Genomic DNA, 22,590 nt, shown 5'->3' on the forward strand with positions numbered 1-22,590 from the left:
TGCTTGGTCCTTGGTCAGATCTGGGTCTTGATCGCGGCGATTTCGGGGGCACCGGCATTGGGTGTTCCGGCCGGTTCGATTATCAACAAATGCGTTTCTTCATCAGCGCGCGGACAGTGCTCGACACCTTTGGGAACCACATGAATTTCGTCTGGCCCCAGCGTCACATCACCATCGCGCAACTGGATCGTCAGCCACCGCGAGAGTACATGAAACAGATCGTCGGTGTCGGGGTGCGCGTGCCAGTTGAACTCGCCCTTGGCCTTGACCACCATCACGTCATGACCGTTGAATGCGGCGACTATCTTGGGTGTCCAGAGCGCATCGAATTTGGCAAGCTTTTCACTCAGGTTGATCGGTTGGCGGGTCATCCGGTCAGCCTCAGTGCGCCACGGCGGCAGCAGCCGCTTCATCAATCAGCCGTCCGGTCTGGAAACGCTCCAGATTGAACGGCGCGTTGATCTTGTGCGGCTCGTCATACGCAATCGTGTGGGCAAAGACATTGGCCGATCCCGGCGTCGCCTTGAAGCCGCCCGTGCCCCAGCCACAATTGACATACAGTCCCTTGATCGGGGTTTTCGACAGAATCGGCGACCGGTCCGGCGTCACGTCGACAATGCCGCCCCACGAGCGCAGCATCTTCATCCGGGTGAACATCGGAAACATTTCGCAGATCGCATCGAGCGTGTGGCTGAGAATGTGCAGCCCGCCGGTCTGGGAATAGGACGTATATTGGTCGGTGCCTGCGCCAATCACCAACTCGCCCTTGTCTGATTGTGAGATATAGGCATGCACGGTGTTGGACATCACCACGCAAGGAAATATCGGTTTGACCGGTTCCGACACCAGCGCCTGCAGCGGGTAGCTTTCCAGCGGCATCCGCACGCCCGCCATTTCCATGATCACCGAGGTGTGCCCGGCAGCCACAACGCCAACCTTCTTGGCGCCAATGAACCCGCGGCTGGTATCGACACCGGAAACCGATCCGTCATTGGCACGGCGCACCCCGGTTACTTCGCAATTCTGGATGATGTGCACGCCCATGGCGGCTGCAGCACGCGCGTAGCCCCAGGCCACGGCATCGTGCCGGGCGGTGCCGCCACGACGCTGCAACGCAGCTCCCATCACCGGGTAGCGTGCCGACTGAAGAATGTTGAGCGGCGGGCAGAACGCCTTGGCTTGTTCAGGCGTCAGCCATTCATTGTCGATGCCATTGAGGCGGTTGGCGTGGATGTGGCGCTTGAACACCTGCGTGTCATGCACGTTGTGAGACAGCATCATCACGCCACGCGCCGAATACATCACATTGTAATTGAGGTCCTGCGACAGGCCGTCCCACAGCTTGAGCGCATGATCGTAAAGACCGGCGCTCTCGTCATAGAGATAGTTGGACCGGATGATGGTGGTATTGCGACCGGTATTGCCACCGCCCAACCAGCCCTTCTCAATCACCGCGATATTGGTGATGCCATGTTCCTTGGCCAGGTAATAGGCGGTTCCCAGACCGTGTCCGCCAGCCCCTACGATGATGACATCATAGCTCTTGCGCGGCTCCGGCGAAGTCCATTGCGCTGGCCATCCCTTGTGGCCACGCATGGCCTCACGGGCTACGGCAAAAGCGGAAAATTTGCGCATCTCTCTATGGCTCCGAATGGTTACGGTGTATGTGATGGAAGCAAGAGCAAATTCGCTTGCCCCGCATCGGTTCTTTTGCGACTTCCGAGCGGCAATGAATGTCGCAGCAGGCATTACCAAACCGACGGGCTTGCCATATTGGCCGGTTCGGCGCAGGCGTTACCGGATGAAAAATACACAGCCACACGGCTTGTCAAGCAGGCTGGGACTGGACTTGTGCTTTCGAAACTGGTATTTGCCGCATCAATCGTAAAGCCTCTGGCCGAACGAACTGGTATTGTTTGTTCACACAGGCTGCTTCAGCTAACCAAAAACTCGAAGGAACGGGATCAACGTGCAGGTACTTGTCCGCGACAATAATGTAGATCAGGCGCTCCGCGCTCTTAAAAAGAAAATGCAACGCGAAGGCATTTTCCGTGAAATGAAGATGCGTGATTTCTATGAGAAGCCGTCGCAGAAGCGTGCACGGGAGAAGGCCGAAGCTGTTCGTCGCGTCCGCAAGCTGGCGCGCAAGCGCGCACAGCGCGAAGGTCTTATCGGTGGTGGCCGTCCGGCATCACGTTGATTTAGCCGTTTTTTTGCCCCTTTGGGCTTGCATGCATGTGAGGCGGGGACGAGTATTCGTCTCCGCCTTTTTCAATGTGGCGACCGGGCCGTTCCCGGTGAGCAATGTGGGACGTAGGTCTATGGGTCTGACAGTGGCAAACAAGACAGATGACATTAAAACGGCAGCCGCACGGCCGCTGATGCTGGCGATCATGTCAGCAATGGCAATCTCCTTGTCCGCCTGCGCCACATCCTCCCCGATCGATGCGATTCAAATCGACCGGGCGCAAGGCACGGACGAGAACATTTCGTCTCTTACCGAGGTGATACGGCGCAACCCGCGCAATCCTGAAGGCTACAATGTCCGCGGTGCGGCTTACGGTCGCTCAGGGCAATTCAGCAAGGCGCTCGATGATTTTGACCGCGCCATTCAGCTCAACCCGTCATTTTACCAGGCTTATGCAAACCGCGCCCTGATCCACCGGTCGATGGGCAACCAGGTCAAGGCGGCCAACGACTACAGTCGTGCCCTGCAGATCAATCCGCGCTACGACGTAGCCTATATTGGTCGCGGAAATCTCTACAGGCAGGCAGGCCGGATGGACGAGGCCATGGGAGATTTCAACCGGGCCATCAATCTCGACACCACTGATCCGCGCGCCTATCACAATCGTGGTCTGATCAAACAGCTGCGTGGACAGCATGAGCAGGCGATCGAGGATTTCTCGGCATCCATCTCGCTGGCGCCCAATTCACCGGAACCCTACAATGGCCGGGGCATTTCCTATGCCGCGCTCAATGATGACGTCAACGCATTTGCAGATTTCAACCGTGCTGTCGAACTTGACCAGCAGGTTGCCGAATCCTGGGCCAATCAGGCTTTGATCTATGAGCGGCGCGGCGACAAGAAGCGTGCGGCCAAGTCCTATGCCCGCGCCGCCCAGCTCGACCCGAAATACCGGCCGGCGCTTGATGGCCTGGCGCGGGTTCGCTGACCAGCACCCAAAAGCCGACAAGTACCTCTGATACAATCTGTGAATGCAATGGTTGCCACCTGCGGAACCAATGCAGGCGCTTGCCGTTGTCATGGCGAACCAACGAAAAGAAAAGCGAGTTCTCCATGATCAGCAAGACTTCAATTACCGCAGCCTCCATCATCGCCGCAACTGTTGCGATTGGCGCAACGGCAATTCCGGCAAAGGCCGACAATGTACAGCTGGGCCTGCTGGAATGCGTCGTTGAAGGCGGTGCCGGCTTTATCTTCGGTTCGTCAAAAGATCTGTCGTGTGAATACACACCGGCAAACGAGAATGAAGCCAAGGAAGCCTATTTCGGCGTTATCAACAAATTCGGCGTCGACATCGGCGTCACCGGCACGACCTTGATCGAGTGGGTGGTTCTGGCCCCGACGACGGATTATCAGTATCAGACCGGCTCCCTGGCAGGCGACTACACCGGTGTATCAGCTGAAGCCTCGGCTGCCGCAGGTGCCGGCGTGAATATCCTGGTCGGCGGCTCCGACTCGACAGTCTCGCTGCAGCCGGTCAGTGTCCAGGCGCAGGAAGGCGTCAATGTCGCCGTCGGCATTTCCGAACTGCAGCTACGCTCTGCTGCAAACTAGACGCTTCAGTCGTCCATAAAATGAAAGAGGCCCGGCGTTCAACGCGCCGGGCCTCTTTCATTGATGCACCAGAATAAACGCGGCTATGAGCTCGATTGCGTTGACGATATCATCATCGGTCATCTTCGCGGCATCGCCGAGCAGCATCATCGTGCTGTCCTAGTAGAACACGGTGTGTCGATGCTGGCATAGCCCGAACCCAGCAACCGCTAGACGAACACGCAGGCGCGCGCCAACACGATCGCGCCGCTTTTCAGCGTTGTGATCTCTGCATCTGAAGGACGGCGAACCCGAAGCACGACATCGGCTTTCCTGGCATCGGCAGCGCCACCGCTTTTAGCTCCGGCGGCGACAAAATCAGCGTGGGTAATACGCGATTTTTCGCCTGCAGCTTTCTGTAGAATGAGGTCAAGCCCGAGCGCGGTCATCTTTTTCACCGCAACAGGTCAAACGTCCACGCGCGTTTCAAGCGAGTTCAACTCTTTGGCAACAAAGACTATGGCGCCGATGAGAGCCCCTCCTCCGACATTACGGATGAGGGAAGCCGGGACGGATCAGGGCCCGGCCCTGGCTCAAGAAAACATGTCAGCGAGCAAGGATGCCGACGCCGATGCTGAGAACGAGGAACAGCAGAAAGCTGACGATGCCGCCTGCGGATGTGAAAAAGAACACCGCCATCGCAATCAGCACCGAAACCATGGTGATGACGCTGTATTTGGCGCCTGTAACAAACATCGAATATGTTTTTTCGTGCTCGCGATAATCCATCGCTGCACCGGTTTCGACAGGACCGCTCATCTGTTCAGCCATGCTTCAGCTCCCCATTTGACAATTCACCGAGGGATTACACAAACCACCGACAAAGTGCAATGGACAAGGGTCCCCAGCCAAACCCCAAAAACGGAAAATCAAACCTCGGCGACCATCATATGGCGTGCTGAGCAGCGCTCTGAAGCGCGTACCGTGCCGTCGGGCGAACCGTAAGCGGGGGCATCATCAGGTCCTGCCGCGGGGCGAACATCAGTTTGCGCTCGAAAGGCTGGGAGTTGAAAAACGGAAACCTGTTGTAAATCCGCTGCAACTCGACATGCGCGTTGGACGCATGCAACTCGATGTTGCTGTCGTATTTTTCGAAGTAACGCGGCTCTACAAGAGGGTGCGAATTGAAGATCCTCTTGTAAAAAGCCCGATGGTTGGGCTTTATCACCGACAGGCAGAAATCGGTTTTGAAATAGTCGGTAGCCATCGTTGCCACCCGCAGCGTCAGATAGGGCAGCGCCGGATATTCGCGCACGATTTCGGGATCGGCGGCAAACCGCACCGGGTCGATAAAGGTTTGCCCGGCCTCCAGCAGCGGGTTCATCACATCGGGAAAGTGCGACACTGCGACGCTATCCGGATTTGCCGCGGTAACGTGGTGAACGCGGATGGTCGAGACTAACTGTTCGTCGAAAAAGATGCCCATAACATGGGCGTTGGGTTTGAAATCCAGATCGTCGATCAGCATCGTGCCGTCCTGCGGCGCCAATCCCACCATGGAAAATGCCTTCTGGCGAATGCGGGCTATATCTTCAAGGTCATCGGCGTTGTCGATGCGGCGATATTCAACATTCTCGAGAAACCGCATCACATTCGCATTGAAGCCGGAAATCTTACCGTACGCTGCAGTCGTCATTGCTCACTAGTCCCCTCGGTCTGGTAGCGAGGAAGCTAATGGTTAATAGTTTACTAATCAATTCCACGCGCTGGATTCGACCTGTTAACTCTCTATTATGGTTAACGAAAATTAGGAATTAGCCCGGAAAAACAACAATCCCGTGAAAAAGCACCGGTCAATTTTAGGGCACCCAACGCGCCGAGACGCCGGAGCAGTGTCGCAAATCTGGATTGATGGATTAGACCGACTTCGCCGCAGCCGGGCGGGCAATGGATCGCACCTCAGCGCTCGCCAGCGTTTTCGCAAGCTCGACAAATGCACCGATGGGCATCGGCATTCCGAAGATATAGCCCTGGATAAGGTCGGCGCAATTATTGTCGCGGATCACCTTCAGTTGCTCCTGAGTCTCCACGCCTTCAACGACGATCTCCAGCCCGAGTTCGCGTGAAAGGTGGACGACACCACGCAGGAGCTTCAGCTTGCTGGGATCTTCGGTCAGTTCGCTGATAAAGGAGCGGTCGATCTTGACCTTGTTGAGCGGCAACTTGTCGAGGTAACTCAAGCTCGAGTAGCCGGTGCCGAAATCGTCAATAGCGATCGACATGCCCATGCCGCGAAGCTCGGAAAGGATGCTGCTGGCAGTTTCCAACTCGCCCATCAACCCGCTCTCAGTCACTTCCAACTGCAGCCGTTCCGGCGCCAGATTGGTGCGGTCAAGCGCGTCGGCGATCACCGCGATGATCTCGCGGTCGCCAAGGTCATGGGCCGAGAGGTTGACCGACACGAACAGATCGGACGGCCAATTGGCGCAGTCACGCGCAGCCTGATCGATAACACACCGGGTCAGGTCGCTGACAATCCCCATTTCTTCCGCCAGCGGAACATAGATTGCCGGTGAAATCGGCCCCAGTTCGGGATGGAGCCAGCGTGAAAGAGCTTCAGCGCCGGCAATCCGTGTACCCTGCGGATTGAACATCGGCTGATAGGCAAGCGTCATCGACTTGGTCCGAATTGCTTCGCGCAGGTCGACCTTGAGCCTTTGCCGGGCGGAATATTGCTGGTTCATCGATTCTTCGAACAGCACCCAGCGGTTCTTGTCGCGGCGTTTCGCTTCATACAGCGCAAGATCGGCCTGGATGTGCAGATCCTCGATTACCGCCCCTGTAACCGGCGCCATTGCAACACCACCCGACAAGCTGATGAACAGCTTGTGCCCATCGATGATATAGGTGCCGCGCAAGGTATCAACGACATGGTTCATCGTGGTCTGAAGGTCACGTTCATCTTCCACATGCGGGATGAACAGGACGAACTCGTCGCCGCCGAACCTGGAGATCACGAACTTGTGGCGTGACAGGGAACCAAGCCTGGTGGCGATCGCGCTCAGCAGTTTATCTCCGCTGACATGGCCCATCGTATCATTGACGTGCTTGAAATCATCAATATCGAGAACCGCCAACGCCAGCGACTGCCCCGGCCTGGCTTTGGCGATCTTGGCCTCGACCACTTCCTTGAACCATGAACGGTTGGGCAGTCCGGTGAGATTGTCGAAACGGGCCATCTGCAGGATCCGCTTGTCCGACTGGATGCGCGCCGAGACATCTTCGAATGTCAGCACAACACCCTTCTTGCCGCGATGCCGCGCGCTGAATTCCAGCCACGACCGGGCATCGAACCGAACCAGAGCACGTTCCTCGCGGCCGCTGATCAGTTTCTCAAAATGCCCGTTGATATCAGTAAAGTTCTCCTTGGCGATGAACCCGTTGCGGGCTCCCAGCCTGAGAGCCGCCTTGAGAGAGCGCCCGGTCAGGTTGATGCCGGTATCGATATGGAAGTACTCGTGAGCCTTGCGATTGGCCACTTCAATGCGCCCGTCGCCGTCAAGCATGAACAGACCATGCGACATGTTGTTGAGTGCGGTGTCGAATCTTTCGGCAATCTCGCCGGTTTTCCGCTCCGCGATCACCGAGTTGAACAGAAAGTCGCGGACACCGTTGGCCATCGAGCGTGTCGTCAGGAACAGCGGCAGCAGCAACACTCCCAGCACCATCATGAACGGATCTTCTGCCATGAAGAAACCCGCCATCATCGGCAGGCAGGCAGCCAGAATGATCATGTCGACATTCAGCTTCGATCCGAAATTGCGCCCTACGACCGAAATCATGGTCGCCACCGTCACGGAAATTGCGGCCAACTCGGCAAATGGATCCCGGGCCACAACCAGCGCATGCCCGCTCATCAAACCAAGCGCAAATGCCGCAACCAGCGAACCGGCCACATACCGCTTTTCCCACCGCAATGTGTCCGCCAGCTGGAATTTGCTTTTGTCCAGCCGGTCGAAGAGCATCATGTCAATATTTCGACCCAGCCAAATTATGAACAGGGCCACCGCAGCGTAAAGATAGAACGGCTCGTCGATGCGAATAAAGATCGCCATCGTCGTAACCACATGGGCGATCATTCCAGCAAACAGCGTGCCCCGCTTTTGGTAAAGCGAGGCTACGAAGGAGAGGCGAACATCGTTCGCGAATGCTGTGGTTCTTGCGGGTTGCATGAACACTGCCCTGTTTAATCAGGCCCCGAACCTAGCAAGGGGAGATTAAGAACCCATTGATTGGGGTGGCAAAATCAGACACTTCATCAATGAAATGTCAAATCTGATTGCAGCGTTAAAATACTACTAACATAAACAATATTGGTATTTACTTCCTTTCACTCTGCAGCAATTTCATAATTTTGGCTAGCTTTGCTCCCCATCTCCTTCTTGAGAAGCTCCTTTTTCTCAAATATCGCAATTTTGTTTTGCAACTTAATATGGCCGTACCCACAAATTTCCATGGGATAGGACAGAAACTCCTCGACAGTATCCAGATTGGCATCAGTCAAGGTGTTCGTGATCTGCTCCAGTTCCGAAATGAACTCTGCGAGCACTTGACGTTCCATCCGCCGCTCGGCGCTGTAGCCGAAAACGTCGAATGGGGTACCGCGCAGAAATTTCAGCGCCGCGAGCAACCGAAACAATACCGCCATCCCCCGGCCATACGAGGTTTTCACCGGGTGTCCCTTGGAATCGCGTCGGCCCAAAACCGGTGGTGCGAGATGATATTCGAGCCGATCATAGCGCTCGAACTGCCTGTTCAACTGCCGCCGGAAACTACCATCGCTGTAGAGCCGCGCCACCTCGTATTCATCTTTGTTGGCCATCAGTTTGAACAGGGATCGTGCCGCCGCCGCAGATACCGGCCCGGGACGACCGGCGATCCGGGTCTCGGCCTCCACCAGCGGCTGCAGCGTCGCGCGGTATCTGTCAGCCCATGCCCGGTTCTGATAGTCGGTGAGAAACTCGGCGCGTGGATCGATCAGATCCGCCACCGACGGATCGTCAGCAATCGCCTCAGCGGGCCTCGCATCCGACACAATAGTCAACACCGATTGTGGATCGTGGCCTGCCTTTCGGCCCCAGCGGAAGGCTGACACATTCATTGCCACTGCCGCGCCATTGAGCCGGATAGCCTCCTCGATGGCGGTAGTAGAGAGCGGCAGCGCGCCCTTTTGCGCAGCCATCCCAAGCATGAACATGTTGGCCGCGATGGCATTGCCAAACAGTTGCGTTGCGGCTTGGGTCGCGTCAAAGAAACTGGCACACTCAACACCTGCCGCCGTGACGATGGCCCGCTTGAGCCGTTCCGTCGGCAATGCGAAGTTCACATCTCGGGTGAATTCGCCCGGCATGACTTCGCTGGTGTTGACCAGAAATGCTGTTTCGCCTTCACGCACCGAAGCCAGAACCTTGCGTGATCCCGACACCACGAGATCGCAGCCCAGCACCAAATCGGCTTTCCCGGCTGAAATCCGAATTGCGTGAATATCCGCCGGCGTCCTGGCAATCCGCACATGCGAAAACACCGCCCCACCTTTTTGCGCCAGCCCGGCCATGTCGATCATGCCGCAGCCCTTGCCTTCGAGATGGGCGGCCATGCCGAGGATCGCACCGATCGTCACGACGCCGGTTCCACCAATTCCATCGATAATCGCCGCCCATCCGCTCTCAAGCGAGGCGATTTCAGGGTCTGGCAATCCCGCAAGCGGATCCGCTACAGTGCTCAGCCCGGACTGGTCCGACTTTCGAATCTGCGCACCGTGAACCGTGACAAAGGAAGGACAAAACCCTTCGACACAGGAGAAATCCTTGTTGCAGCTCGATTGATCGATCCGGCGCTTGCGGCCGAACTCGGTTTCCACCGGCTGGATCGAGACACAATTGGACTTCACCCCGCAATCACCACAGCCTTCGCACACCAATTCGTTGATGATCACCCGCTTGTCCGGGTCAGGATAAGCGCCGCGCTTCCGCCGCCGCCGTTTTTCCGCTGCACAGGTCTGATCGTAGATCAGCACGGTAACGCCGGGAACCTCGCGCAATTCGCGCTGTACGGCATCAAGTTCGGAGCGATGATGCATGCTGATGGCAGACGGCCATTCGATGCCAGCCGGGTAGCGGTCGGGATCATCGCTGACCAGCGCAATCCGCTCCACCCCTTCAGCGCGAACCTGGCGGGCGATGGCGTCGGCAGTCAGGCCGCCCTCATGGGTCTGGCCGCCAGTCATGGCCACGGCGTCATTATAGAGGATCTTGTAGGTGACATTAGCGCCAGAAGAGATCGCGAAGCGCAATGCCAACACACCGGAGTGATTATAGGTTCCGTCACCCAGGTTCTGGAAAATATGCGGCCGCGTGGTGAACGGCGCCTGGCCCACCCATTGCGCGCCCTCCCCCCCCATCTGCGTGAACCCGGTGGTATCCCGGTCCATCCACAACGCCATGAAGTGGCAACCAATGCCCGCCGCAGCGATCGACCCCTCAGGAACCTTGGTCGAGGAATTATGTGGGCAACCCGAACAGAAATAGGGTGCACGGGAAGCCACATCCGTCACGCTTGCCAGCATGCTTTGGTACTGCCGGATGCGCTTGACCTTGGCGTCGATATCCTCGGCGTGACCAATTACCCTGAGCACCCGCTCGCCTACCGCCACGGCGATGTCATTGGGGTCAAGAGCGCCCTTGACCGGGAACAGCCAGTCGCCACGCTCATCCTTCTTTCCAACCACCTGCGGCTGCCGCGCGGTTCCGTACAATGCCTCGCGCAACTGGCTTTCGAGCAGCGAGCGCTTCTCCTCCACCACGATCACCATCTCGAGGCCGTCGACAAATTCGGTCATGTCCTCAAGATCAAACGGCCACGGGCAAGCAACCTTGAAAAGCCGCACCCCGAGCTGGTTGGCCCGCGCCTCGTCGATGCCCAGGTCGTCGAGCGCTTGGCGCACATCGAGATAGTTCTTGCCGACAGTCAGGATGCCGATCTTGGCGTTGGCGCCGCCTGAGTAGACGATCCTGTTAAGCCCGTTGGCGCGGATATAGGCGCTTGCTGCATCTTGCTTGAATTCATGCAACAACATTTCCTGGCCAAGAAAATCAAGCGGGTTGCCGCCAATATTGAGCCCGCCTGGCGGCATCGCAAACTCCGGCAGCACGATCTTGATGCGCTCGAGACCGGCCTCCACCGACGCGGTGGATTCGACATTGTCTTTCACGCATTTAAGCGCTGTCCAGGTGCCAGAAAACCGCGACATTGCAAAACCGTGCAGACCATAATCGATCATTTCCTGCACGCCGGCCGGATTGAGGATCGGGATCATCGCGTTGACGAAGTTGAATTCCGTCTGGTGGGCGTTGGTGGAACTTTCCGCGGTGTGGTCGTCGCCCATCAGCGCCAAAACCCCGCCATGCTGCGCGGTACCGGCCAGATTGGCATGACGGAACACATCACCCGACCGGTCAACACCAGGCCCCTTGCCGTACCAGAGCGAAAACACGCCGTCGTACTTTCCGGTGCCATCCAGCCCGACTTGCTGTGAGCCCCAGCAGGCAGTTGCAGCCAGTTCCTCGTTCAGGCCCGGCTGAAAAACAATCGACCGCGGTTGAAGTAGACGCTCAGCGCGCAGGATTTGCTGGTCCAGCCCACCCAGCGGCGACCCGCGATAGCCCGAAACGAACCCGGCCGTGTTGAGGCCTGCCTGCCGGTCACGTTCGTGCTGCATCATCAACAACCGCACAACAGCCTGGGAGCCGGTAAGGAAGACCCGCTCTTTGGTCAGATCAAACTTGTCGTCAAGCGAGATATCGTGTGCCGTCATTCCATGCTCCTCGACTTAACCCGGACCGGCCCTGTCCCGCCCGAATGTGCATTAACCCGCGTCACGCGCGCCAGCCCATCCGCGTCGGTGTTTCCTGATCATGATACTTGGACCATAGAACCGGGCGGTCAATCAAATTCACGCCCAGTTGCTCGCAGCTAAACAGGATGCGGGAATCCCGCAAGCTTCAAAACCGCCAGGCCGGCGGTCCGGCGCCGACCACCATCAGCGACCGTTGGAATGGCCGCCATCCACGGTAATGGCGCTGCCGGTCATGTATTTGCCGGCCTTCGAGGCCAACAGCAGCACCGCCCCATCGAGATCATGACCGTCCCCAAGCCGCCCGGTAGGATTGTCACCAGCCATGATCTTGGCGCCGGGTCCCTTCAGAAATGGCGCAGTCAACCCGGTCTCGAACCATCCCGGGCGGATTTCATTGACCCGAATCCCGTGCTTGGCCCATTCAAGCGCCAGGCACCGGGTCATCTGGCTGATGGCGGCCTTGGAGACACTATAGGCCGCCGCCTGGCGGATCGGGGTCTGCGCCAATACACTGGAAATATTGATAATCGAGCCGCTGCGTTTGTCCCGGATCATCCGCAGGGCGGCTTCCTGTGCCACCAGAAAAGCACCGTCGACATTGACGGCCATCACATTACGGAGCGTCTCGGCGGCAATTTTTGAAGCCTTGTCGCGATGGGCGACGCCGGCATTGTTGATAAGCACGCTGACAGGCCCGAATGTTGTTTCGACCTGATCGAAGGCGGCGCCGATCAACTCCTCATGCCGAACATCGAGAATCACTGCGGTGGCATCGCCGCCACTCTCAGTGATTGCCTTCACCGCCGCATCCAGGCTGGCCTGATGTTTGCCGGCAAGCGCGACCTTGGCACCATTGACCGCCAGCGCACGCGCCATGGCAAACCCAAGACCGGTGCCCCCGCCTGTCACCAGCGCTATTTCACCGGAAACATCGAACAGTTCTTGCGCCTGCATCGCCCACCCCTTCTACCAAATGCCAATACCTGCCGATATAGCGGCAAGCTCGGCGGGGCGCTACCATGCGCCTCGCTTGCAACTGGTCAAAAATATACACCACTTATTGCGGCGCACACATTTTTGCTGTTATGGACTGGAACGGCATCGCATTGATGATAATGATGCCAGCCAAGGGAACCATGGTCGATCGCACTTCGAGCCAATCGGAGGTGAAACGACTGGGAGGACAATATGACAGGTCTTTTGCTGTTGAGCCGGTTTATCGACCGGATCAATGAGTTTTTTGGGCGCAATGTTGCCTGGCTGGTGCTCGCAGCAGTGCTGATCAGTGCCGGAAACGCGATTATCCGAAAAGTCTTTGACGTCTCGTCCAACGCATGGCTCGAAGTTCAATGGTATCTGTTCGGGGCGGTTTTTCTGGTCGCCGCAGCATACACGCTGCAAAAGAACGAACACATCCGCATCGACTTCATCTCCAACATGCTGAGCAAACGGACGCGGGATTGGATCGATCTGTTTTGTCACGTCGTTTTCCTGATGCCGTTCACACTGCTGATCACCTATCTGGCGCTCCCTTGGGTGCTCAAATCCTACAATTCGGGTGAGATATCGGCCAATGCCGGCGGCCTCATTCTCTGGCCGGCCAAGATCCTGGTGTTGATCGGATTTTCGCTGCTGACACTGCAGGGCATTTCCGAAATCATCAAACGCTGGGCTGTGATTACAGGCATCATCGATGATCCATGGGTTTCGCACGACAACCCGCCCGGGGTTGAGGAAATGCTGAAAAACATGCCCGAGGAACAGGGCAAATGATCGATATTGTTGCGCACAATCTGGCGCCGATCATGTTCATCTCCGTGATGGGGATGCTGCTGATAGGCTATCCCGTCGCCTTCACCCTGGCCGCCGGCGGACTGCTATTCTTCGTCATAGGCGTCGAGGTTTCTCATATATCCCCGGAAATTCGGCTGTTCTGGCCTCTGCTGCAAGCGCATCCCGAGCGGATCTACGGAATCATGTACAATGACACCCTGTTGGCGATTCCGTTTTTTACGTTCATGGGGCTCATTCTCGAACGATCCGGCATGGCCGAAGATCTGCTCGACACGATCGGGCAACTGTTCGGGCCGATCCGCGGTGGCCTCTCCTATGCTGTCGTTCTGGTTGGCGCACTGCTCGCTGCCACTACCGGTGTCGTCGCCGCTTCGGTGATTGCCATGGGGTTGATTTCGTTGCCGATCATGCTGCGCTATGGCTACAACCGCTCGCTGGCAACGGGCACGATTGCCGCCGCCGGAACATTGGCACAAATCGTGCCGCCATCCCTCGTTCTCATCGTCATGGCCGACCAACTCGGCCGTTCCGTGGGGGACATGTATGTCGGCGCACTATACCCCGCGTTGATCATCGTCGCCGCCTATTGCCTCTACATTTTCGCAGTCACGCTGATCAAGCCGCAGTGGGCGCCCGCGCTTCCGGTGGAAGCCCGCACGCTTGGCCGCGGCATAACCTCGTTGATCGTCATTCTGGCGCTATCGATCGCCATGCATTTCGTGGCCTACCATTTCATATTCGATAGCCTGCGGTTCGAGACCCGGTTTGTCTGGTCTGCCACCAGCGCGGCGGTTTTTGCACTGGCTGTCTCGATGGCCAATAGCCACTTCAAGCTCGGCATTCTCTCACGTCTGGCCGAACGCGTGGTGATTGTGCTGATTCCGCCGTTGGCTCTGATCTTCCTGGTGCTCGGAACCATTTTCCTCGGCATTGCCACACCGACCGAAGGCGGCGCGATGGGCGCTACCGGCGCGCTGGTGCTGGCCACCATCAAACGCCGCATGGGTTTCGTGATGCTCAAGCAGGCGCTCGATTCGACCACCCGCCTTTCCGCTTTCGTGATGTTCATCCTGATTGGCGCGCGGGTGTTCGGTCTCACCTTCTATGGAGTGAACGGCAATCTCTGGATCGAGGAATTGCTGCTGGGGCTGCCGGGCGGAACTACTGGCTTCCTGGTCGTCGTGACCGTGCTTGTCTTCGTCCTCGGTTGCTTCCTCGATTTCTTCGAGATCGCCTTCATCATGGTGCCGCTGCTGGCCCCGGTCGCCGAAAAACTCGGGATCGACCTGATCTGGTTCGGGATCATCCTCGGCATCAACCTTCAGACCTCCTTCCTGACGCCACCATTCGGCTTCGCGCTGTTTTATCTTCGGTCGATCGCACCCAGCAAGAAATGGAAGGATGCACCGTCAGGAAGATGGCTGCCAGGGGTCAAGACCACCGAGATCTACAAGGGGGCCGTGCCCTACATCATCATCCAGTTCATCGTCATTCTGATTGTCATCGCCTTCCCTGAACTGGTCACTCACTACAAAACCGAACGTCCTGCGCGTGACCCAAACTTGCAGATCACGATTCCCGGCTTCGACGACAATGCCTTGGGTGGCGGGTTGCCTGGGCTTGGGTTGCCGCCGAGCGAAAACTCCAACGGATTGCCCGGGCTCACGCTGCCCAGTCTCGGTCTTCCGGGAGAAACCCCGAGCGCCCAACCGGAGCCCGCGGCGCCGGCCTTCAATCTTGGCGAACCACCAAAGTTCGACTGATCCCAACAGCCGTCAACATGAAAGGCCCGAAACCAGACTGGTTTCGGGCCTTTTTGAAATCCGCATTGAGAGTTCTTCGTAAGATAGAACCATTCCGGCATGCCGGATGCGGCGACGCCGGCCCGGCCCTATGGCTTCCGGTTGTTCATCCGGATTCAGCTGGTCCATATGCCGGCGTCATCATGCGATGCCACCGCATCGCCGCTTCCGCGTGGGTCAACTATCTGAGAAAAAAGCAGTGTTGCTTCGCTTCAGTACCGATGCGACTTGAAGTCGTTCGGTGCGGCCTGTCGCAGATATCCATTTCCTTGCGGCCGCAGATCAAAAGCGTACCCGGTCATCGCGCCGCTATACCTCACAGATGAACGTCGCAGATAAAAAACCCGGGGGCGCTCAGCAGCACCCCCGGCAATTCAACACGTTCAGGCGTAAACAGCTTAGAGCTTGCCCGAACGCTGCTGGATCATCATGTAGGTGTCGTAGGTGTACTCCGACAACTGCTGCCAGAGATAAGCATCCTTGGCGTATGCCAGTTGCGATTCGTAGATTTTCTTGAAGGCCGGATTTTCTGCCGTCACTTCCTGGTAAACTTCCTGCGTCGCCGCGTTGCAGGCATCGAGAACTTCTTGGCTGAACGGGCGCAGAATGGCGCCGTCGGCCACCAGTTCCTTCAATGCTGTCGGGTTCTTGATGTCATAGGTTGCCAACATCGAAGCGTTGGCGAAGTAGCATGCATCAGACAGGATAGCCTGATAGTTCGCAGGCAGTTCATTGTACTTTTCCAGATTGATGAAGGCGTGCAACGCAGCGCCACCTTCCCACCAACCGGGATAGTAGTAGTACTTGGCGACCTTGTTGAAGCCGAGCTTCTGGTCGTCATAAGGACCAACCCACTCGGTTGCGTCGATGGTGCCCTTTTCCAGCGCGGCGTAGATGTCGCCACCGGCGATCTGCTGCGGGGATACGCCAAGCTTGCCCAGGATCTTGCCAGCAAAACCACCGATACGCATTTTCAGGCCATCGAGATCGGCAACCGTGTTGATTTCCTTGCGGAACCAACCGCCCATCTGGGCACCGGTGTTGCCGCACGGAATGGCGTGCAGGCCTTCGCCATTGTAGAAGGTCTCGTTCAACACATCGGTGCCGCCGCCCTGGATAAACCAGGCGTTCTGCATCCGCGAATTCATCACGAACGGAGTGGCCGTAGCGAGCTGATAGGTGGCGTCCTTGCCCCAATAATAATAGGAGGCAGTATGGCACATTTCCACGGTGCCGTCGGTAACGGCGTCAGCCGCCTGCAGCCCAGGAACGATCTCGCCGCCGGCGAAAACCTGGATGTCAAAATTTCCATCAGTCGCGGCTTTCACATGTTCCGCCATGGTCTCGGCCGCGCCATAGATGGTGTCCAGCGACTTCGGAAATGATGACGTGCAGCGCCAGGTAAGTTTTGGCATTGACTGTGCGATGGCCGGAGCCGCCAGCGTAGTCGCTGCCGCAGCGCCAGCACCAGCCACCCCGGCCTTCTTGATAAATGAACGACGATCCATAAAATTCCTCCCAGTTGAAGCTAACTCGCGAGGTGCGTGTTTTTGACTTTTGACGCCCCGCCAGCATGGCAAGACCTAACCATGTTGCTCCTGTGCTTTCAAGCACAAGGCCTGATTTTCAAGGGTCAATGGTCAATTTTTTTAGCCAGTTGGTCATGACAATGATACCGTTTCATTCAACGGCCTAACGCCCGAATAGAACGATTTGGATCAAGTTTGACAAAATCCGATTATCCCGCGACAAAATAGGCCCCATATACAAAGGAATGGGCCCTGAGACCGGGCCGTGAATTTTCAAGGGAAGTTGGCTATGCACAATGGGCTGGTGGCGGTCCCCGCCGATATTCGGACCTTCGATGGATACACCTGGCACGCTGCGCCGGACCAATACATCCGTGCGGCAGTCAAGGGCTCCGGGGTCTTGCCGCTGGTGGTCCCGGCGCTCGAGGGCGGCGTCGATGTGGACATGGTGCTTGACCGGGTCGATGGCGTACTCGTTACTGGATCGCGCACCAATGTGCATCCGTCACTTTACGGCGAGGAAGCAACCGAAGCGCACGGGCCTTTCGATCCGGCGCGGGACCAGCTCAGCATCGCGCTGATCCGGCGAGCCATCGAGCGCGGCATTCCGCTGCTGGCAATTTGCCGCGGCATTCAGGAACTCAATGTGGCGCTGGGCGGCACGCTGGCCAACGAAATCCAGGAACAGCCTGGCCGCATGGATCATCGCAAGCCGGAAACTGAAAACTGGGATGAGGCATTTGCCATCCGACATTCGATAAAGGTCAGGGAGGGAAGCTGTCTAGCCTCGATCATCGGCGAGGGAGAAGTCCGGGTCAACTCGCTTCACCGCCAGGCGATTTCACGTCTTGCGCCGCGCTTGGCCATCGAGGCGGTTGCTGAGGACGGAACCATCGAGGCCGTCAGTGTCATTGATGCGCCGGGCTTTGCGATCGGCGTTCAATGGCACCCCGAATACTGGGTCGGCAGCGACGAGATATCCGACAAGATATTCACCGCCTTTGGCAACGCCGTGCGCGCCAGCCATGCCCGGCTGGCACAAGCCGCGGAGTAGAGCTGCGGAATAAAGCTCCGTGCATTCACCTGAACGCACGGAGCTGTACCCCAATCCGATACACGTCAGCCCGTTGCGCCGCTCACTCCGATTTGCGGTTTAAAGCAGCACATTCAGGCACCGCTGATATCGCCGCACGGCCACCAAGCCAGGCCGCGAGATTATCGACCACCAGATCTGCCATCGCGTTACGGGTGGAGACCGAAGCCGACGCGACATGCGGCAGCAGACAGGCATTGGGCAGATCCATCAAGGCTTGCTGCACGTGCGGTTCATTGGCGAAAACATCAAGACCGGCGGCGGCGATCCGCCCTTCCGTCAGCGCCGCGATCAGCGCCGTCTCGTCAACCGTCGAGCCGCGGCCAACATTGATCAACACCCCATTCGGCCCAAGTGCGTCGAGGACGCCGGCATTGACAGCCTTGTCGGTCGCGGGCCCACCCGGCACTACCACAATCAGCGTATCAACTTCTGCGGCCATGCCGGCAAGCGTTTCGTGCCAGGGATAAGCGACATCGGTGCGTTTTGTTCGCGTGTGGTAGTGTATGCCGACACCGAAAGCCTCCAGCCGTCGGGCAATGGCAAGGCCGATGCGCCCCAGCCCGAAAACGCCGACAGTCCGACCCCGCAATGTTAGTGGTGTCAGCCGATAAGGCCCTTCGGTGGCCCACCGGCCGGCTCGAAGATAGGCTTCCGCCTTCGGAAATTCCCTGAGCGTGTTAAGCAACAGCCCGACCGTGGTATCGGCCACCTCATCGCTGAGCACGTCGGGCGTATTGGTCACCATGATCCCGCGCGAAGCGGCATGGGCCGCATCCACGGCATCGTAACCAACGCCAAAATTGGCGATGATATCGAGGTTTGGCAAGGCATCGATGAAATCGGCGGAGATGGTGGTCATCGCCGCGATGGCCTTAATCCGTGACCGCGTCTGCGCATCAAGCAGCGCCGCGTCGGCGGTGTCGATGAAGACCGCGTCAAACTCGGCTTCAACACGTTCGCCAACACGCGGATGGATCCGGCCCGGAACAAGGACGACAGGACGCTGATCGGTCATCGGCCTGCTCCCGGGTTGAGCGGCGACGTCGATTGCCGGATCCGCATTTCCGGTTTGATCAGATGCAGGCCGTCGGCTTCGCTGGAACCGTTGAGTTTGTCGAGCAGCGCCCGTGCGGCCAAACGGCCAACCTCCGATTGTCCATTCCAGACTGTCGTCAACGCCGGCATCGCAATCGCCGCCTCCTCAAGATCGTCATAACCAGTCACTGAGATATCCTTTCCGGGCACCAGCCCTGCACGGGCGATGCCACTCATCAGGCCAATCGCCACTAGGTCGTTCCAACACACCGCGGCGGTTGGCTTGAGCGAATTGGCGAGAAAATTGACCGCCGCTTCAAACCCGCTCAGCTTGGTTCGCGGACCGGGAATACGCAGCGCCGGGTCAACATCGATCCCCGCCTTCCTCAGCGCCTCGGCATAACCCGCATAGCGATCCCGGCCGGTCGACGTGTGATCCGTCCCGCCAATCATGGCGATCCGCTTGTGCCCCAGACTGATCAGATGATTGGTGGCAAGAGCGGTGCCGTAGGCATCATCACCGCGAAAGGTAGGAACGTCAATCTCAGGCACAGAGCGGGCAATCAGGATCGCCGGCATGCCATTGTCTTCGGCAAGCCGGATGTCGGATGCCGGCGTGCCGATGGCCGGCGACATGATCACCCCGTCACCGCCAAGTTGCAGCAGCGTTTCAATGAAATTGCGCTGTTTTTCCACCGAATCATAATGATTGGAGAGGATGAAGGTTTGCCGGCTGCGATCCAGCTCGGTCTCGATCGCCTTGAGAATTTCCGCATAGAACGGGTTCATGATGTCGTGCACGACAACCCCGATGATGCCTGATCTGGATGTCCTGAGCGAGGCTGCACGGCGATTGTAGATATAACCGAGTTCGACGGCCTTTTCCTTGATCCGGTCGCGCGTCACATCAGCCACCAGCGGACTATCGCGCAACGCCAGTGACACCGTGGCGGTCGAGAGGCCAAGAGCCTCCGCGATCGTGGACAGTTTAACTTTTTGCGCCAATTCCCGTATCCCCGCTGGCGGAGCTTCGCGCCCCAATTCAATTATTTAAGAAGATCTAAAAGGTTTAAACCGGGCTGGCAATCAGTCTGTTGAAGACGCTGAGGCGTCCGGTGTCGGATCGGCGTCCTCGTATGACTCCAAAGCCACCTTCTTCAATGGATCGCTTGTCGCATCCGGCGCAGCGCTCAGTGAAGCGCCAATATTGGCATCCATCGCCGCCAGCAGGTCGAGCAAGGCGAGGACATCCTTTTTCTTCAGACCGGCGAACGCCGCCTTTTCGGTCCGCCGCTGTGCCTTGCGCACCGACTTGATCTGATCACGTCCGGAATCAGTCAGGTACACCAGCATCATCCGCCCATCATCGGGTGATCCTTCACGCCGCACAAAGCCCTGTGCGGCAAGCCGGCCGATAGTCTTGGTGATGGTTGGCGCCTTGACGCCGAGCGAAGTCGCGATCATCCCCGGTGTCTGGCCATCACGGGCGTCGAGCGCCAGGATCACCCCGTCCTGCCCCGCATACAAACCAAGATCGAGCAGCCGTCGCGACAACGCCGTCCTGACATTGCGCGCCAGTTGATTGACCAGGGCCAGTGCCTCGGCCTGCCCCTGTTTTTTGGTTTTTCTGCTCTCGCTCTTGTTCTTGTTTTTGGCGGACACGGACAGCTCCTTCTTGCAGCCTTCGATCCATCACCCTAGACTCAAGCTCTTCACTGCGGACCCTAACCAAGCCGCACCGGAAAAACCACAGCATGCGCACACAATCCGTCCCGATCGCCATCCTGCCCCTTGGGGCACATGAGCAGCATGGTCCGCATCTTCCCTTCGAGACCGATGCGCTGATTGCCGAATCGATCGCCCGGCGCCTGGCCGAAGCGGCGCCGCCATCGGTTCGGGTAGAACTCTTGCCGGTCGAGCCGGTCGGCTACTCAATCGAGCACATGGATGTGCCCGGCACCAGAACGCTGGCGTTTGATGAAGCGGTCAACCGCTGGATCGGCATCTCCGAAAGCTGCGCCGCGCGTGGCACCCGGCGGCTGCTGCTGCTCAACGCCCATGGCGGCAACTCGCCGCTTTTGACGATCGTCGCCACCGAAGCCCGAGTCCGCTTCAACATGCTGGCGGTGGCCACCAGTTGGACTCGGTTCGGCGTCCCCCCTGGCATCATCACGCCTGCGGAAAAGTCCCTCGACATCCATGCTGGCGACATCGAGACATCGGTGATGCTGGCGTTGCAACCGGACCTGGTACGCCGCGACGCACTGCGTGATTTTCCCTCGCGCCAGGCTGAATTCATCGATCGCTTCACTCATCTTCGCGCCTATGGGCCGCACGCCTTCGGCTGGAAAATGTCGGACCTGAACAAGGATGGCGCGGCCGGAAACGCCAGTCAGGCAAGCGCCGCCAAGGGCGAAGCGATCCTCACCCATGCAGTCGGCGGCCTTCGTGATCTGCTCGAAGACATGGCCGCCTTCGATACCGATGGCCTGAGCTGAGAAATTCACGGTGCCACAGCCACCTCCGGATGAAAGGCTCGGTTCGACGCAATACAATGGACTGGAGCCTTTTCAGAAAAAATTTTGATTTAGCCGTTGATCACGGCGCATGATAAAAACACGCGCGCCAGACTCAGGAAAAATAAATGGACGACACAAACACGATCATCATCGGCGCCGGGTTGGCGGGCCTCACCCTCGCGCGACACCTTGCAGATCACGGCACCAGCGTCATCGTGCTGGAAAAATCCGCCTCGCCGGGCGGGCGTTTGGCGACCCGACGCAGCGACCACGGCAATTTCGACCATGGCGGACAGTATCTGACCAGCAGAACGCCGGAATTCACATCACTGGTCAACCACCTAGCCCAGGCCGGCGAACTGACCGTTTGGCGGCCTAACGGCAAGGACAGCGCGCGTCCCTGGTGGGTCGGCCTGCCCGGCATGTCGGCGGTCGGCAAGGCGCTCGCCAAAGGCCTGCAGGTGCAGCTTGGGACAACCGTCACCCGTATTGAAAAGCGCCAGGACGAATATCTGGTCGAGACCGAAACTGCCGATGGTGACGCTGTAGGTTTCCGGGCCTCGCGGGTGGTGACCGCTATCCCCGCACCGCAAGCACTCACCCTGCTTGGTCCTGTTGATTCCGCCTTCGCCCCGCTCGGAGCGGTCAAGATGGCGCCGTGCTGGTCGGCCATGCTGACGTTTGAAACAAGGCTCAACGATGTGCCCGATTTCATCCGCGGGCAGCCCGGCGACTGTCTCTCGTTGATCGTACGCAACAGTTCAAAACCCCAACGCGGCGGAGAAACTTTTGTGCTCCATGCTGGTCCTGAATGGAGCGACGCCCGGTTGGACGGAGACCGTCAGACTGTCGCAGCCGAGTTGCTTGTCGCGATGCGGGCCGCAACCGGCCTGGGTGCTGATTTGCCGGAGCCAATCCATTATGACCTGCATCGATGGCTCCACGCGCTGGCTCAAACGCCGCTTGATGCCCCCTTCATCGGCAATTCAGATGACACGCTGTTCGCCTGTGGCGATTGGTGCATTGCCGCAAGGGCAGAAGCCGCGCATCAGTCAGGCCTGGCGCTCGGCCAACACATCCTTGCCTTGTGAGTGGCACAATCCGATCCAAGCGCCTATA

20 protein-coding genes are annotated in these 22,590 nt (G+C 58.1%); 8 read left to right on the top strand and 12 right to left on the bottom strand.

The features are described from left to right. Positions 1 to 14: 14 nt before the first annotated feature. Complete coding sequence (locus ACK6D9_RS20860) at positions 15 to 413, bottom strand: cupin domain-containing protein (protein WP_412049948.1); 399 nt, start codon at positions 411 to 413, stop codon at positions 15 to 17. After that, positions 382 to 1,635, bottom strand: a complete 1,254-nt coding sequence (locus tag ACK6D9_RS20865) for a sarcosine oxidase subunit beta family protein (protein ID WP_412049949.1) — start codon at positions 1,633 to 1,635, stop codon at positions 382 to 384. The genes ACK6D9_RS20860 and ACK6D9_RS20865 overlap by 32 nt, the downstream gene beginning before the upstream one ends. Before the next feature lie 328 nt (positions 1,636 to 1,963). Between ACK6D9_RS20865 and rpsU the strand changes: the two genes are divergently transcribed. The 3 genes from rpsU to ACK6D9_RS20880 all read left to right on the top strand — a co-directional run bounded on the left by rpsU (position 1,964) and on the right by ACK6D9_RS20880 (position 3,802). After that, positions 1,964 to 2,200 carry a 30S ribosomal protein S21 gene (rpsU, locus tag ACK6D9_RS20870; protein WP_322987701.1) on the top strand — a complete coding sequence of 79 codons (237 nt, stop codon included), beginning with the start codon at positions 1,964 to 1,966 and terminating at the stop codon, positions 2,198 to 2,200. A 181-nt stretch (positions 2,201 to 2,381) separates the two neighbouring features. After that, positions 2,382 to 3,176: a tetratricopeptide repeat protein gene (locus ACK6D9_RS20875; RefSeq protein ID WP_412051871.1), complete on the top strand. Its 795-nt coding sequence runs from the start codon at positions 2,382 to 2,384 to the stop codon at positions 3,174 to 3,176. Between the two features lie 125 nt (positions 3,177 to 3,301). Continuing rightward, on the top strand, positions 3,302 to 3,802 hold the full coding sequence (locus ACK6D9_RS20880) for a DUF992 domain-containing protein (protein WP_412049950.1): 501 nt from the start codon (positions 3,302 to 3,304) through the stop codon (positions 3,800 to 3,802). Positions 3,803 to 4,011: 209 nt separating this feature from the next. Here the strand turns inward: ACK6D9_RS20880 and ACK6D9_RS20885 are convergent, their stop codons facing one another. The 6 genes from ACK6D9_RS20885 to ACK6D9_RS20910 all read right to left on the bottom strand — a co-directional run bounded on the left by ACK6D9_RS20885 (position 4,012) and on the right by ACK6D9_RS20910 (position 12,650). After that, entirely contained in the window at positions 4,012 to 4,239 is a 228-nt protein-coding gene (locus ACK6D9_RS20885; RefSeq protein ID WP_412049951.1) for a hypothetical protein, read from the bottom strand. A gap of 148 nt (positions 4,240 to 4,387) precedes the next feature. Further along, on the bottom strand, positions 4,388 to 4,612 hold the full coding sequence (locus tag ACK6D9_RS20890; protein ID WP_322987685.1) for an aa3-type cytochrome c oxidase subunit IV: 225 nt from the start codon (positions 4,610 to 4,612) through the stop codon (positions 4,388 to 4,390). Between the two features lie 115 nt (positions 4,613 to 4,727). Next, a complete protein-coding gene (locus ACK6D9_RS20895; protein ID WP_322987684.1) occupies positions 4,728 to 5,477 on the bottom strand; it encodes an N-acyl amino acid synthase FeeM domain-containing protein in 750 nt (249 codons plus the stop codon). Positions 5,478 to 5,697: 220 nt separating this feature from the next. Then, positions 5,698 to 8,013, bottom strand: a complete 2,316-nt coding sequence (locus ACK6D9_RS20900; RefSeq protein ID WP_412049952.1) for a putative bifunctional diguanylate cyclase/phosphodiesterase — start codon at positions 8,011 to 8,013, stop codon at positions 5,698 to 5,700. A 158-nt stretch (positions 8,014 to 8,171) separates the two neighbouring features. Beyond that, positions 8,172 to 11,654 (bottom strand): indolepyruvate ferredoxin oxidoreductase family protein, encoded by a 3,483-nt coding sequence (locus tag ACK6D9_RS20905; protein WP_412049953.1) that lies wholly within the window; start codon positions 11,652 to 11,654, stop codon positions 8,172 to 8,174. A gap of 225 nt (positions 11,655 to 11,879) precedes the next feature. After that, positions 11,880 to 12,650: an SDR family NAD(P)-dependent oxidoreductase gene (locus tag ACK6D9_RS20910; protein ID WP_412049954.1), complete on the bottom strand. Its 771-nt coding sequence runs from the start codon at positions 12,648 to 12,650 to the stop codon at positions 11,880 to 11,882. A 234-nt stretch (positions 12,651 to 12,884) separates the two neighbouring features. Here ACK6D9_RS20910 and ACK6D9_RS20915 point away from each other — a divergent pair, with 234 nt between their 5' ends. After that, positions 12,885 to 13,469: a TRAP transporter small permease subunit gene (locus ACK6D9_RS20915; protein ID WP_322987680.1), complete on the top strand. Its 585-nt coding sequence runs from the start codon at positions 12,885 to 12,887 to the stop codon at positions 13,467 to 13,469. Further along, positions 13,466 to 15,253 (top strand): TRAP transporter large permease, encoded by a 1,788-nt coding sequence (locus ACK6D9_RS20920; protein ID WP_412049955.1) that lies wholly within the window; start codon positions 13,466 to 13,468, stop codon positions 15,251 to 15,253. The genes ACK6D9_RS20915 and ACK6D9_RS20920 overlap by 4 nt, the downstream gene beginning before the upstream one ends. A gap of 437 nt (positions 15,254 to 15,690) precedes the next feature. On the opposite strand, the gene ACK6D9_RS20925 is transcribed toward ACK6D9_RS20920, so the two are convergent. Further along, the gene (locus ACK6D9_RS20925) at positions 15,691 to 16,800 is read right to left on the bottom strand and encodes a TRAP transporter substrate-binding protein (RefSeq protein WP_322987678.1); all 1,110 of its coding nucleotides are present in this window, start codon (positions 16,798 to 16,800) and stop codon (positions 15,691 to 15,693) included. A 310-nt stretch (positions 16,801 to 17,110) separates the two neighbouring features. Here ACK6D9_RS20925 and ACK6D9_RS20930 point away from each other — a divergent pair, with 310 nt between their 5' ends. Continuing rightward, complete coding sequence (locus tag ACK6D9_RS20930) at positions 17,111 to 17,875, top strand: gamma-glutamyl-gamma-aminobutyrate hydrolase family protein (RefSeq protein WP_412049956.1); 765 nt, start codon at positions 17,111 to 17,113, stop codon at positions 17,873 to 17,875. Between the two features lie 82 nt (positions 17,876 to 17,957). On the opposite strand, the gene ACK6D9_RS20935 is transcribed toward ACK6D9_RS20930, so the two are convergent. The 3 genes from ACK6D9_RS20935 to ACK6D9_RS20945 all read right to left on the bottom strand — a co-directional run bounded on the left by ACK6D9_RS20935 (position 17,958) and on the right by ACK6D9_RS20945 (position 20,614). Then, positions 17,958 to 18,932, bottom strand: coding sequence for a 2-hydroxyacid dehydrogenase (locus tag ACK6D9_RS20935; protein WP_412049957.1), 975 nt, complete (start codon positions 18,930 to 18,932; stop codon positions 17,958 to 17,960). Beyond that, positions 18,929 to 19,957, bottom strand: a complete 1,029-nt coding sequence (locus ACK6D9_RS20940; protein ID WP_322987675.1) for a LacI family DNA-binding transcriptional regulator — start codon at positions 19,955 to 19,957, stop codon at positions 18,929 to 18,931. Before ACK6D9_RS20940 ends, ACK6D9_RS20935 begins: the two co-directional genes overlap by 4 nt. An 81-nt stretch (positions 19,958 to 20,038) precedes the next feature. After that, a complete protein-coding gene (locus ACK6D9_RS20945) occupies positions 20,039 to 20,614 on the bottom strand; it encodes a MarR family winged helix-turn-helix transcriptional regulator (RefSeq protein ID WP_412049958.1) in 576 nt (191 codons plus the stop codon). 92 nt (positions 20,615 to 20,706) lie between these two features. Here ACK6D9_RS20945 and ACK6D9_RS20950 point away from each other — a divergent pair, with 92 nt between their 5' ends. Further along, positions 20,707 to 21,450: a creatininase family protein gene (locus ACK6D9_RS20950; protein WP_412049959.1), complete on the top strand. Its 744-nt coding sequence runs from the start codon at positions 20,707 to 20,709 to the stop codon at positions 21,448 to 21,450. Between the two features lie 146 nt (positions 21,451 to 21,596). Beyond that, on the top strand, positions 21,597 to 22,562 hold the full coding sequence (locus ACK6D9_RS20955; RefSeq protein ID WP_412049960.1) for an NAD(P)/FAD-dependent oxidoreductase: 966 nt from the start codon (positions 21,597 to 21,599) through the stop codon (positions 22,560 to 22,562). The last annotated feature ends 28 nt before the right edge of the window (positions 22,563 to 22,590 follow it).

It is taken from the genome of Hoeflea sp. Naph1, assembly GCF_046837775.1.
GTDB lineage: Bacteria > Pseudomonadota > Alphaproteobacteria > Rhizobiales > Rhizobiaceae > Hoeflea.